The following is a 12,753-nucleotide window of genomic DNA, read 5'->3' as shown; positions in this document are numbered from 1 at the left end:
GCCTAATCAGCTGGCAGGATGGAACCATGAGTAGCACGCAGTCGCCCACCGCGGTGCGCGCCGGGCTGGTGATCGCGGTCAAACGGCTCACGGCCGCCAAGACCCGGCTCGCTCCGGTGCTGTCCGCCGCCGATCGCGAGAAGTTGGTGCTGGCGATGCTCCTGGACACCATCACCGCTGCCCAGCAGGTACCCGCGGTGGGTTCGGTCACGGTGGTCACTCCCGACCGGACGGCGGCGCAGGCGGCGGCCCGGCTCGGCGCTGCGGTACTGCAGGACCCCACCCCGGCCGGACACCCCGACCCTCTCAACAACGCCCTGCGCACCGCAGAGCGGTCCGTCACCCGCGGCAGCGCGAACATCGTTGTGCTGCAAGGAGATCTGCCGGCCCTGCGCCCGCACGAGCTGGCCGAGGCGATCGAGAGCGCGCGGCATTTCCCCCGCAGTTTCGTCGCTGACCACCACGGCGGGGGCACTGCCGCCCTGTTGTCCTTCGGCGCCCCGCTCGATCCGCAATTCGGCGTCAATTCCGCTGCGCTACACCGGAGTTCGGGTGCGGTCGAATTGACCGGAGCCTGGCCGGGATTGCGCTGCGACATCGATACCGCCGATGACCTGTGTGACGCCCAGCGCCTGGGCCTGGGCCCTGCCACCGAGGCCGCCACGGCTCATGTCGTCGGCCGGTGCTAGCGACCGCAGTCGCCATGAGGAATGATCGGTGCTGTGACCGACGCACCGCAGATCACCGACTCCACCGATTCCCGATCGAGTGGCGCTGCCACGCCGGAGTCGCCACCGGCAGCCACCCCTGCGGCAGCGGAGAACGCCCTGCCCGAGGACCGTTACCTCAATCGTGAACTGAGTTGGCTGGACTTCAATGCCCGCGTGCTGGCCCTGGCCGCCGATCCGTCACTACCTCTTCTGGAACGGGCCAAGTTCCTCGCGATCTTCTCGTCCAACCTCGACGAGTTCTACATGGTGCGCGTCGCCGGCCTCAAGCGCCGTGACGAAATGGGTCTGTCGGTGCGCTCGGCCGACGGCCTGTCGCCGAGAGAACAGCTCCGCCGGATCGGTGAGCGCACCCAACAGCTCGCCAGCAGGCATGCCCGGGTCTTCCTGGACGCGGTGCGCCCGGCTCTGGCCCAGGAGGGCATCCACGTGGTCACGTGGGCCGACCTCGACGAGGCCGAACGCACCCGGCTGTCGACCTACTTCCACGAGCAGGTGTTCCCTGTCCTGACGCCACTGGCGGTCGACCCGGCGCATCCCTTCCCCTTCGTCAGCGGTCTGAGCCTCAACCTGGCCATCACCGTGCGCCAACCCGAGGACAAGACACAGCATTTCGCGCGCATCAAGGTGCCCGACAACGTCGACCGGTTCGTCGAGCTCCCGGCCAGGGACGGCGACTCCGACGAGAACGGCAAGGCCGCGGTGCGGTTCCTGCCGATGGAGGAACTGATCGCGGCCTTTCTGACGGTGTTGTTCCCCGGCTTGGAGATCGTGGAGCACCACGCGTTCCGCATCACCCGCAACGCCGATTTCGAGGTCGAGGAAGACCGGGACGAGGATCTGCTCAAGGCCCTGGAGCGGGAATTGGCCCGACGACGCTTCGGCACGCCGGTACGCCTCGAGGTCGCCGACGACATGACCGAGCACATGCTCGAACTGCTGCTGCGCGAACTCGATGTGCATCCCGGCGATGTCATCGAGGTCCCGGGACTGCTGGACCTGTCCTCGCTGTGGCAGATCTACGGCGTGGACCGGCCTGCGCTCAAGGACCGCACCTTTGTCCCGGCCACTCCCCCGGCCTTCGGCGAGCGCGAGACCCCCAAGAGCATCTTCTCCACGCTCCGCGACGGAGATGTGTTGGTGCATCATCCCTATGACTCGTTCTCCACCACCGTGCAGCGTTTCATCGAGCAGGCCGCCGCCGACCCGAACGTGCTCGCCATCAAGCAGACCCTCTACCGCACCTCGGGCGACTCCCCCATCGTCAACGCTCTGATCGACGCCGCCGAAGCGGGCAAGCAGGTGGTGGCACTGGTGGAGATCAAGGCCCGCTTCGACGAGCAGGCCAACATCAAGTGGGCGCGTGAGCTGGAAAAGGCCGGAGTGCACGTGGTGTACGGGCTGATCGGCCTCAAGACACACTGCAAGACCTGTCTGGTGGTGCGCCGCGAGGGGTCGGCGATCCGGCGGTACTGCCACATCGGCACGGGCAACTACAACCCGAAAACGGCACGGCTGTACGAGGATGTGGGTCTGCTGACCGCCGCCCCGGACATCGGTGCCGATCTGACCGACCTGTTCAACTCCCTGACCGGGTACTCGCGCAAGGTCAGCTATCGCAACCTGCTGGTGGCTCCGCACGGGGTCCGCAAGGGGATCATCGAGCGGATCGAGCGTGAGGTTGCCGCGGCCGAGGACGGTGCCGAGGCGCGGATCCGGTTGAAGGCCAACGCGCTGGTGGACGAACAGGTGATCGACGCGCTCTACCGTGCTTCGCAGGCCGGGGTGCAGGTGGAGGTGGTGGTGCGCGGTATCTGTGCGCTGCGCCCCGGTGTACCCGGTTTTTCAGAGAACATCACGGTGCGTTCGATTCTGGGCCGATTCCTGGAACACTCGCGAATTATTCATTTCCGCGCCATCAACGAGTTCTGGATCGGCAGCGCCGACATGATGCATCGTAATCTCGACCGCCGGGTCGAGGTGATGGCACAGGTGAAGGACCCACGGCTGACGGCCCAGTTGGACGACGTCTTCGAGTCGGCCATGGACCCCGCCACCCGCTGCTGGGAGCTGGCATCCGACGGTTCGTGGACCGCCCTGCCGTATGAAGGTGAAACGGTGCGCGACCATCAGGTGTCCCTGATGTCCAAGCACCGCCATCCTTGAACCCGGCGCCAGTTGATCTGCAGGAGTGAAGGTGTCGAAAGACACGAAGACAGCGGTGCCTGACACCACGACCGTGGTGCGCGCCGCCGGTGCGGTGCTGTGGCGCCCGACCGATGACGGGCGTCATCCCGTGGAGGTCGCGGTCATCCATCGGCCCCGCTACGACGACTGGTCCCTGCCCAAAGGCAAAGTCGATCCCGGTGAGATCGAACCGGTGGCGGCAGTGCGCGAAATCGCCGAGGAGACCGGCTTCCGCGCACATCTGGGTCGGCGGCTCATGTCGGTGACGTATCCCATCGAGGCAGGCACCAAGAAGGTGCGTTACTGGGCTGCCCGGGCGGACCCGCAATCCGGGGGCGATTTCACGCCGAACGACGAAGTCGACAAACTGCTCTGGATGCCCGTTTCCGACGCGCTGAACCGGCTCGTATACCCACAGGACCGCACAGTGTTGCGTCGGTTCGGCGAATTGCCCGTGGACACCAAGACCGTCTTGGTGGTGCGGCACGCGACCGCGGGCCGCAAGAGTCGGTACAAAGGGGACGACCGAAAGCGTCCGCTGGACAAGCACGGTCGGGCCCAGGCCGAGTCCCTGGTCAGTGTGCTGCTGGCATACGGCGCCTCCGATCTGCACGCCGCCGACCGGGTCCGGTGCATGCAGACGATCGAACCGCTGGCCGACGAACTGGCGACGGACATCATCGCCGAACCCGATCTCACCGAGGAGGCCTACGCGGACAACCGCAAGGCTGCCCGCACCCGCCTGACCGAGATCGCCGCGCTGCCGGGCACCCGGGTGATCTGCAGTCAGGGCAAGGTCATTCCGGGACTCATCGACTGGTGGTGCGAACGCGACGGGGTGCGCCCGGACAAATCGCGCAACCGCAAGGGCAGCACCTGGGTGTTGTCACTGGCGCAGGACCGCCTGGTGGCCGCCGATCACATCGGCAGTCCGCTGGCCACCGACCGGGCGCGCTGAGCGGCCCACAGAACACGAAGACGCCGCGGGTGTCAGCGACACCCGCGGCGTATCCGATTGGGATTGTCCTACTTGCGACCGCGCTTGGCGGGAGCCTTCTTGGCCGCGGTGGCCTTCTTGGCCGGTGCTGCCTTGGTGGCCGGAGCCTTCTTGGCCGCGGTGGCCTTCTTGGCCGGTGCAGCCTTGGTGGCCGGAGCCTTCTTGGCCGCGGTGGCCTTCTTGGCCGGTGCAGCCTTGGTGGCCGGAGCCTTCTTGGCCGCCGTGGTCTTCTTGGCCGGAGTGGCCTTGGTGGCGGTGGTCTTCTTGGCCGGTGCAGCCTTGGTCGCAGCGGTCTTCTTGGCCGGGGTCGCCTTGCTGGCGGTGGCCTTCTTCGCCGGTGCAGCCTTGGTGGCGGTGGCCTTCTTGGCCGGAGCCTTGGTGGCAACCTTCTTGGCCGGAGCCTTGGTGGCGGCCTTCTTGGCGGCACCGCGCTTGGCCGGCGCAGCGACCACGCCACGCTTGACGGCGGGTCCCTCGGCCGGGAGACGCTGTGCGCCAGACACAACCGCCTTGAACTGCGCGCCAGGGCGGAAGGCGGGGACGGAGGTGGGCTTCACCTTCACGGTCTCTCCGGTACGCGGGTTGCGCGCGACACGGGCGGCGCGCTTGCGCTGCTCGAAGACACCGAAGCCAGTGATGGTGACGCTGTCGCCCTTATGCACCGCGCGCACAATGGTGTCGACAACGTGCTCGACGGCGGCCGTGGCCTGCCGACGGTCCGAGCCCAATTTCTCCGTGAGTACGTCGATGAGCTCTGCTTTGTTCATGCAAATCCTCCGAAGCCAGTGGTCCTGTCTGAACCGACTAGAGGACACGGTAAACCCTGTCAAGGCTGATTTCCAAGAGCCACGCGCAATTTCAGGCCACGCAAAGTGAAATTTCGGCAATCAGCTTGGCCCCCTTGGGGGGTCAATCCGCCATTTCGGAGTGCCTCAGAAGCTACTCCGAACCCTCACGGGCGCCCCGAATTCGGGGCGCCCGAGGCGTTCAGGGCGCCGGCAGAGTGCGGGGTTTCCACTCCGGCCGAGCCGCCTCGAATTTTTCGATCGAATCGAGTTTCCGCAGCGTAAGGCCTATATCGTCGAGCCCCTCGAGCAATCGCCAGCGGGTGTAGTCATCAATACTGAACGGCACCACCACGTCTGCGGCGGTGATATTCCGATCTTGAAGGTCCACAGTGATTTCCATACCGGGGTTCTGCTCGATCAACTTCCACAGCAGTTCCACATCATCTTGTGTGACTTCCGCCGCTAACAGACCCGCCTTGCCCGCGTTACCCCGAAAAATATCGGCGAAACGCGGCGAGATGACGACCCGGAAGCCGTAGTCCATGAGCGCCCAGACGGCGTGCTCGCGAGACGAGCCCGTCCCGAAATCAGGTCCGGCGACCAGAACCGAACCCCTGTCGAATGGGCTGAGATTGAGAATGAAGCTCGGATCATTTCGCCACGCGGCGAACAAACCGTCCTCGAAACCCGTTCTGGTTACCCGCTTCAAGTAGACGGCGGGAATGATCTGATCGGTGTCCACATTGGACCGGCGCAACGGGACCCCGATGCCGGTGTGGGTCTGGAAAGCGTCCATCGGATTCTCTTCTCTACGGGCAGGGGCGGTCAGATACCGAGATCGGCCGGGGAGGACAGGGTGCCGCGGACCGCGGTGGCGGCGGCCACCACCGGCGACACCAGGTGCGTACGACCGCCTTTACCCTGCCGGCCTTCGAAATTGCGGTTGGAGGTCGACGCGCAGCGTTCCCCGGGGGCGAGGGTGTCCGGGTTCATGCCCAGGCACATCGAGCAACCGGCCTGGCGCCACTCGGCGCCGGCCGCCAGGAATACCTGGTCGAGGCCTTCGGATTCGGCCTGCGCCTTGACCCGCATGGATCCAGGCACCACGAGCATGCGCACCCCGTCGGCAATGGTGTGCCCACGCAACACCTCCGCGGCTGCGCGGAGATCCTCGATCCGGCCGTTGGTGCACGAACCGACGAAGACCGCGTCCACCGCGACCTCCCGCATGGGCGTACCCGCCCGAAGGTCCATGTATGCCAACGCCTTCTCAGCGGCCTGCTTGTCGGCGTCGCTGGTCATCATCTCCGGGTCCGGGACCGACTCCGAGAGCGGGACACCCTGGCCCGGGTTGGTGCCCCAGGTGACGAACGGGCTCAGCGTCGTGGCGTCGAGGTAGACCTCGGTGTCGAATTCCGCGCCCTCGTCGGTACGCAACTGTTCCCAGGTGGCCACGGCGTGGTCCCAGTCGGCGCCGGTGGGGGCGTGCGGGCGACCCTTGACGAATGCATAGGTGGTCTCGTCGGGCGCCACCATGCCGGCCCGCGCACCGGCTTCGATGCTCATGTTGCAGATCGTCATCCGGCCTTCCATGGACAGGGCCTCGATGGCACTGCCCCGGTATTCGATGACGTGCCCCTGCCCACCGCCGGTGCCGATCTTGGCGATCACCGCCAAGATGATGTCCTTGGCCGTAACCCCCGCAGGCAGTTGACCATCGACATTGACCGCCATGGTCTTGAACGGTTTCAGCGACAACGTCTGGGTGGCGAGCACGTGCTCCACCTCAGAGGTGCCGATCCCCATGGCCAGAGAGCCGAACGCCCCGTGGGTGGAGGTGTGGCTGTCGCCGCACACCACGGTCATCCCCGGCTGGGTCAGACCGAGCTGCGGGCCGATGATGTGCACGATGCCCTGCTCGGCATCGCCCATGGGGTGCAGCCGGATACCGAATTCCGCGCAGTTGCGGCGCAGGGTCTCGACCTGCGTGCGCGACACCAGGTCGGCGATCGGCTTGTCGATGTCGACGGTCGGGACATTGTGATCCTCGGTGGCGATGGTCAGATCCGGCCGGCGCACCGGCCGGCCGGCCAGGCGCAGACCGTCGAAGGCCTGCGGGCTGGTGACCTCGTGCACGAGGTGCAGGTCGATGTAGATCAGGTCGGGTTCGCCGTCGACGGAGGCGACGACGTGGTCGGCCCACACCTTTTCGGCCATGGTCCGTGGCTTCTGCTCGTTGGCCATCACATCTCGATTCATCTGGATTCCACCCGCGGGGCTGGGTGACGCTTGGGCTGGTTATCTCAACATGCGGGACGTTAGTATCTCACTGTGAGACAGGATAGCGGTATCGGCGTTCTCGACAAAGCGGTGGGAGTGCTGCATGCAGTCGCCGAGTCCCCCTGCGGGCTGGCGGATCTGTGTGAGCGGACCGGCTTGCCGCGGGCCACTGCGCACCGGTTGGCCGCCGGGCTGGAAACCCATCGACTACTGGCCCGGGATGCCGACGGCCGCTGGCTGCTGGGGCCCGCCATCAGCGAGCTCTCGGCGCATGTCAACGATCCCCTGCTGTCGGCGGGTGCCACGGTGCTCCCCCGGCTGCGCGAGATCACCGGCGAGAGCGTCCAGCTCTACCGCCGCGACGGCACCAGCCGGATCTGTGTTGCCGCTCTGGAACCGCCTGCCGGACTGCGGGATACGGTGCCCATCGGCACCCGGCTGCCGATGACTGCGGGCTCGGGCGCCAAGGTGCTGCTGGCCTACGCCGATGCGGCCACCCAACAGGCGGTGCTGCCGTCGGCGATGTTCACCGACCGCACCCTCGCCGAGGTCCGCAAGCGCGGCTGGGCGCAGAGCGCAGCCGAACGAGAGGCCGGGGTGGCCAGCGTTTCGGCGCCGGTGCGTGACCCCCGCGGCGCCGTCATCGCCGCAGTCTCGGTGTCGGGCCCCATCGACAGGATGGGCCGGCGCCCCGGCGTGCGCTGGGCAGCAGACCTGCTGGCCGCCTCCGAAGCCATGACCCGCAGGCTGTAGGGCAGCAGGCGAACCCGGTCTGCGACACTCTCACGATGGGAAGCAACCAGCGCTCACAGATCGTCATGTCCGCCGACGAGATCACCGATTTCGTCGCCAACAGCCGTACCGGAACCCTGGCCACCATCGGCCCCGACGGCCAGCCGCACCTGGTGGCCATGTGGTACGGGGTGCTCGACGGCGAGATCTGGCTGGAGACCAAAGCCAAGTCGCAGAAAGCCGTCAACCTCACACGGGACGCGCGGTACACCTTCCTGATCGAGGACGGCGACACCTACGACACGCTGCGCGGGGTCTCGTTCGAGGGACGGGCCGAGATCGTCGATGATCCGGACACCTGTTTCCGGGTGGGGGTCAGCGTGTGGGAGCGCTACACCGGGCCTTACTCCGAGGACATGAAGGCCGGCGTGGAGATGATGATGAACAAGCGGGTGGCGGTGCGCCTGGTCACCGGCCGCACACGATCCTGGGATCACCGCAAGCTGGGGCTGCCGCCGATGCCGTTGTCGGGATCCACCGCACCAAAGACCCGGTAGGGGGAGGATTGGATTGGTAGCCCCGATGGGATTCGAACCCACGCTACCGCCGTGAGAGGGCGGCGTCCTAGGCCGCTAGACGACGGGGCCAGAACCAATCCGTGTGGTCCACCGCCTGAAGGCGGGTGAACCGGAGAGTCAGCATAGCTCAGCGCACTGCGCCAACCTAATCGACTGCTCTCGCTGGGGTACCAGGACTCGAACCTAGAATGGCGGTACCAGAAACCGCTGTGTTGCCAATTACACCATACCCCAATACAACCCGAAACCGCTGGTCAGAGCCATGTTCCGCAGTGTTGGCGCGGAGCTTGGGCACTGAGCCGGCCGTTGTGGGCCGACGAAGAGATTACCAAAGATTTCGGGTGCTCTTTACCAACCCCCTCAGCCCTGCGACGGACGCGCTGCCCGCAACCGGGCCAGGCTGCGCTCACGCCCGAGGAGCTCCAGAGACTCGAACAGCGGCGGGCTGACCGTCGACCCCGTGACCGCCACCCTGATGGGGCCGAACGCCTTCCGGGGCTTGAGTTCCAATCCGTCGATCAGTGCCGACTTCAGGGCGGTCTCGATGCTCTCGGTGGTCCATTCGGTGACCCCCTCCAGCGCGCCGACGGCGACGTCGAGCACCGGCGCAGCATCGGCACCGAGCTCCTTGGCCGCCGCCTTGGGGTTCAGCACGTAACTTCCGTCGTCGAGAAACTTCAGCAGCCCCCAAGCATCGCTGAGGACCACGATGCGGGTCTGCACCAGCGCGGCCGCCTCCGCGAAGCCGTCAGCGTCGAGCCCGGTGTCATGACCGTGCGCGCTCAGGAAGGCACCCAGTCGGGCGGCGAAGTCCTGCGGCGACAGCCTGCGGATGTGCTCGGCATTGATGGCGTCGGCCTTCTTCTGATCGAAGCGGGCCGGGTTGGAGTTGACGTTGCGGACGTCGAACGCCGCCACCATCTCCTCGAGGCTGAACACGTCGTGGTCGTCGGCGATACCCCAGCCCAGAAGCGCGAGATAGTTCAGCAGACCCTCCGGGATGAATCCCCGGTCGCGGTGCAGGAAGAGATCGGCCTGCGGGTCCCGCTTGGAGAGCTTTTTGTTGCCCTCCCCGAGAACGCTTGGCAGATGCGCGAACTCGGGCACCCGCTCGGCCACCCCGATCCGGATCAGTGCGCGGTACAGCGCGATCTGGCGGGGGGTGGATGGCAGGATGTCCTCACCGCGCAGAACGTGGGTGATGTTCATCAGCGCGTCGTCCACCGGGTTGACCAAGGTGTACAACGGGTCTCCGCTGGCGCGGGTGATCGCAAAATCCGGGACCGAGCCCGCCGCGAAGGTCGTCGGCCCGCGTACCAGGTCATCCCACGAGAGGTCCTCGTCCGGCATCCGCAACCGCAGCACCGGATTGCGCCCTGCCGCGCGGAACTCGGCCCGCTGCGCCTCGGTCAGATCCCGGTCGTGGTTGTCGTAGCCGAGCTTGGGGTTCCGTCCGGCAGCCAGGTGCCGGGCCTCCACCTCCTCGGCCGTGGAGTAGGCCTCGTATACCTCACCCGCGGCCAGCAGGCGCGCCACCACGTCGCGGTAGATCTCGCTGCGTTGCGACTGCCGGTACGGCGCATGGGGGCCGCCGATCTCGGGGCCCTCGTCCCAATCGAGGCCGAGCCAGCGCAGTGCATCCAGGATCGCGGCATAACTCTCGTCACTGTCGCGGGCGGCATCGGTGTCTTCGATCCGGAAAACGAAGTCGCCACCGGTGTGTCGCGCATACGCCCAGTTGAACAGCGCAGTGCGCACCAGACCCACGTGGGGCGTACCGGTCGGCGACGGACAGAACCGGACTCGCACTCTCGTCATCACTTGCCTTTTCGCAGTACGGGGTTGGACAGCGTCCCGATGCCGCCGATGGTGACGTTCACGGTGTCGCCGTGCTCGATCGGTCCCACCCCCTCGGGAGTGCCGGTGAGGATCAGGTCACCCGGCAGCAGGGTCATCACCGCCGAGACCCATTCCACGATGGCGCCGATGTCATGGATCATCAGCGAGGTCCGGCTGCGCTGACGCACCTCTGTCGTCCCGTCCCGGGTGACGGAGGTTTCCAGCTCGAGGTCGGACGGGTCGAGATCGGTCACGATCCACGGACCCACCGGACAGAAGGTGTCGTGGCTCTTGGCCCGCATCCACTGCCCGTCCTGCTGCTGCTGATCGCGGGCCGAGACGTCGTTGGCAATGGTGTAGCCGAGGATGTTCTCGGCCGCCCTGGCCGCGGGCACGTCCTTGCACGGCCGGCCGATCACAATGGCGAGCTCGCCTTCGTGATGCACGGGAAAAGCATCGGTGGGCAGCATGATCGGCGCGTTCGGACCGACGATCGACGTGTTGGGTTTGAGGAAGATCACCGGATCCTCGGGTGCCTCGCCGCCCATCTCCAACGCGTGGGCCGCATAGTTCTTGCCCATCGCCACCACCTTGCTGGCCAGGATCGGCGCCAGCAGCCGGACATCGGCCAGCGGCCAGGTCCGGCCGGTGAAGGTCGGTGATCCGAAGGGGTGTTCGGCGATTTCGCGCACCACCGCATCCCCTGGTGACGAGCCGTCTCCGACGTCTCCCTCGATGCTCACAAAAGCAACCCCATCGGGGCTGGCGATCCGACCCAAGCGCATGGCAGCAGCGTAGTGGTTCTCACATTGCGAGACAGAAGTTCAGCATATTGGGATGGCGGTGGCAGCATGGCGGTATGCCCCCGTACTCGATCGGTACCGCACGCCGCTGGTCGATGTTGGTGCTCGCTCTGCTGTCCACGCTGTTCACCAACGTCTTCATCAACGGGATCGCCTTCATGATCCCGACCCTGCACGCCGAACGCGGGCTCGATCTGGCCGCCGCCGGGCTGGTTGCGTCGCTGCCGAGTTTCGGCATGGTCACCACGCTGATCCTGTGGGGCTACGCGGTGGATCGCCTCGGGGAACGGATCGTGTTGACCGCCGGCGCGGCGCTGACCGCCGCCGCCGCATTCGGCGCGGCGACGGTGGATTCGCTCCTGGCGGTCGGGGTGCTGCTGTTCCTGGGCGGGATGGCCGCGGCCAGTTCGAACGCCGCCAGCGGCCGCCTGGTGGTCGGCTGGTTCCCTCCACACCAGCGCGGGCTGGTGATGGGCATCCGCCAGACCGCGGTGCCGCTGGGCGCCGGACTGGGGGCGTTGGTGATCCCGTCACTGGCTGCGGGCGAGGGCATCTCGACCGCCCTGCTGTTCCCCGCCACGGTGTGTGCGATCTCCGCGGTCATCTGCGGGATCGGCGTCCTCGACCCGCCACGGCCACCGCGTGCCGACGCCCCGGCCGCAGACCTCAGCAATCCCTACCGCGGATCCTCGGCCCTGACCCGGATCCATCTGGTGTCGGTGCTGTTGGTCATCCCCCAGGCGCTGGTGTGGACTTTCACGCTGGTGTGGTTGATCGCCGACCGCGGGTGGTCCCCCACCGCGGCGGGTCTGCTGGTCGGTGCCGCCCAACTGCTCGGAGCCGGCGCCAGGGTGGTGGCCGGGTACTGGTCGGACCGGGTGGGCGCGCGCCTGAAACCCATCCGGGCGATCTCGGTGGCGGCCGCGGTGACCATGGGACTGCTGGCGCTGACCGATTGGCTGAACTCGCCGGTGAGCATCGGGTTCATGCTGCTGGCGTCGGCGGTCACCGTGTCCGACAACGGCTTGGCGTTCACCGCCATCGCCGAGATCGCCGGACCGTTCTGGAGTGGTCGGGCACTGGGCACCCAGAACACCAGTCAGCATCTCACCCAAGCCATTTCGGCCCCGCTGTTCGGCGGCCTGATCGGGATCGCCGGCTACCCGGCCGCGTTCGCCGTCTGCGCGCTGTTCCCCTTGCTGGCGGTGCCCCTGGTCCCCGTGGACGCCGACCCGCTGCACACCGAGCCGGCCTAAGCCCGTCCCGCCCGGCGCGGCACTACCAGCAGTGCAGCCACCAGGAAGCACAGTGCGCCCAGGAAGGTTCCCAGATCGGCGAGTGTGGCGTTCTCGCTGGCACCGGAACCGGATACGAACGCGCCCACTGCGGAGGCGCCGAACGCGACACACCCCGCCAGGTTGACGCCTGCGGCCAGCCCGTCGCGGGAGCGCAGCACGGCCACCGCGACCACCCCGAGCACACCGCTGATCAGGAAGGCCACCGAGCCGGTGGCGTCCGGGGCCCAGACGAACCGTTGTTCGGTGCTCACCGCGCTCGCCCACACCGCCGTGCCGGTGCTCACGTTGAACAAGATGGTGCCGGCGAATTGGACGGCCGCACACAGCCAGGACGCCCGCTGGACCTCATCGGTGCGCACCAGCTGCATCCAGGCCGCGGTGGTGAAGAACCAGGAACCGACGAAACACAGCAGGTTCGCCGCCACCGCAGGCGGTCCCACGTGCGGGATCGTGGCGACGGCGAACAACGTCGAGCCGACGGCGAACAGCACGCACTGCCGCCGGAGCGTTGCGAACCGACGGG

Annotated in this window: 12 protein-coding genes and 2 tRNA genes; 6 read left to right on the top strand and 8 right to left on the bottom strand. The window is 67.0% G+C overall.

The window, feature by feature from the left end:
* Positions 1-26 precede the first annotated feature (26 nt).
* The 3 genes from cofC to mutT1 are packed head-to-tail and all read left to right on the top strand — an operon-like array spanning position 27 to position 3,873.
* Complete coding sequence (gene cofC, locus G6N58_RS19755; RefSeq protein ID WP_115277576.1) at positions 27-689, top strand: 2-phospho-L-lactate guanylyltransferase; 663 nt, start codon at positions 27-29, stop codon at positions 687-689.
* A 21-nt stretch (positions 690-710) separates the two neighbouring features.
* The gene (locus tag G6N58_RS19750; RefSeq protein ID WP_083230669.1) at positions 711-2,894 is read left to right on the top strand and encodes an RNA degradosome polyphosphate kinase; all 2,184 of its coding nucleotides are present in this window, start codon (positions 711-713) and stop codon (positions 2,892-2,894) included.
* A gap of 55 nt (positions 2,895-2,949) precedes the next feature.
* Positions 2,950-3,873 (top strand): 8-oxo-(d)GTP phosphatase MutT1, encoded by a 924-nt coding sequence (mutT1, locus tag G6N58_RS19745; RefSeq protein WP_272866073.1) that lies wholly within the window; start codon positions 2,950-2,952, stop codon positions 3,871-3,873.
* Positions 3,874-3,941: 68 nt separating this feature from the next.
* Here the strand turns inward: mutT1 and G6N58_RS19740 are convergent, their stop codons facing one another.
* From G6N58_RS19740 to leuC, 3 genes are all read right to left on the bottom strand, one after another.
* The gene (locus G6N58_RS19740) at positions 3,942-4,679 is read right to left on the bottom strand and encodes an HU family DNA-binding protein (protein ID WP_115277577.1); all 738 of its coding nucleotides are present in this window, start codon (positions 4,677-4,679) and stop codon (positions 3,942-3,944) included.
* Positions 4,680-4,899: 220 nt separating this feature from the next.
* Positions 4,900-5,496 (bottom strand): 3-isopropylmalate dehydratase small subunit, encoded by a 597-nt coding sequence (gene leuD / locus G6N58_RS19735; protein ID WP_068916315.1) that lies wholly within the window; start codon positions 5,494-5,496, stop codon positions 4,900-4,902.
* A gap of 29 nt (positions 5,497-5,525) precedes the next feature.
* Positions 5,526-6,944 (bottom strand): 3-isopropylmalate dehydratase large subunit, encoded by a 1,419-nt coding sequence (leuC, locus tag G6N58_RS19730; protein ID WP_163908647.1) that lies wholly within the window; start codon positions 6,942-6,944, stop codon positions 5,526-5,528.
* A gap of 87 nt (positions 6,945-7,031) precedes the next feature.
* Between leuC and G6N58_RS19725 the strand changes: the two genes are divergently transcribed.
* Both G6N58_RS19725 and G6N58_RS19720 read left to right on the top strand, forming a co-directional pair.
* Positions 7,032-7,733, top strand: a complete 702-nt coding sequence (locus G6N58_RS19725) for an IclR family transcriptional regulator (protein ID WP_068916313.1) — start codon at positions 7,032-7,034, stop codon at positions 7,731-7,733.
* Positions 7,734-7,768: 35 nt separating this feature from the next.
* Positions 7,769-8,269, top strand: a complete 501-nt coding sequence (locus tag G6N58_RS19720) for a PPOX class F420-dependent oxidoreductase (protein ID WP_115277578.1) — start codon at positions 7,769-7,771, stop codon at positions 8,267-8,269.
* A 14-nt stretch (positions 8,270-8,283) separates the two neighbouring features.
* On the opposite strand, the gene G6N58_RS19715 is transcribed toward G6N58_RS19720, so the two are convergent.
* The 4 genes from G6N58_RS19715 to G6N58_RS19700 form a co-directional block, all read right to left on the bottom strand.
* Positions 8,284-8,359, bottom strand: a tRNA-Glu gene (locus G6N58_RS19715).
* 93 nt (positions 8,360-8,452) lie between these two features.
* Positions 8,453-8,524 (bottom strand) — tRNA-Gln (locus tag G6N58_RS19710).
* Between the two features lie 126 nt (positions 8,525-8,650).
* A complete protein-coding gene (gene gltX, locus G6N58_RS19705; protein ID WP_115277579.1) occupies positions 8,651-10,108 on the bottom strand; it encodes a glutamate--tRNA ligase in 1,458 nt (485 codons plus the stop codon).
* Entirely contained in the window at positions 10,108-10,914 is an 807-nt protein-coding gene (locus tag G6N58_RS19700; RefSeq protein WP_115277580.1) for a fumarylacetoacetate hydrolase family protein, read from the bottom strand. Before G6N58_RS19700 ends, gltX begins: the two co-directional genes overlap by 1 nt.
* A gap of 74 nt (positions 10,915-10,988) precedes the next feature.
* Between G6N58_RS19700 and G6N58_RS19695 the strand changes: the two genes are divergently transcribed.
* The gene (locus tag G6N58_RS19695) at positions 10,989-12,188 is read left to right on the top strand and encodes an MFS transporter (RefSeq protein ID WP_068916309.1); all 1,200 of its coding nucleotides are present in this window, start codon (positions 10,989-10,991) and stop codon (positions 12,186-12,188) included.
* Here G6N58_RS19695 and G6N58_RS19690 read toward each other — a convergent pair.
* Positions 12,185-12,718 (bottom strand): hypothetical protein, encoded by a 534-nt coding sequence (locus G6N58_RS19690; protein WP_232068119.1) that lies wholly within the window; start codon positions 12,716-12,718, stop codon positions 12,185-12,187. The two genes, G6N58_RS19695 and G6N58_RS19690, sit on opposite strands and share 4 nt — an antisense overlap.
* Positions 12,719-12,753 lie beyond the last annotated feature (35 nt).

This window comes from Mycolicibacterium tokaiense (assembly GCF_010725885.1).
Classification (GTDB): Bacteria; Actinomycetota; Actinomycetes; order Mycobacteriales; family Mycobacteriaceae; genus Mycobacterium; species Mycobacterium tokaiense.
The sequence above is the reverse complement of the archived record's forward strand: the minus strand, read 5'-3'. Positions and strand labels throughout refer to the sequence as shown.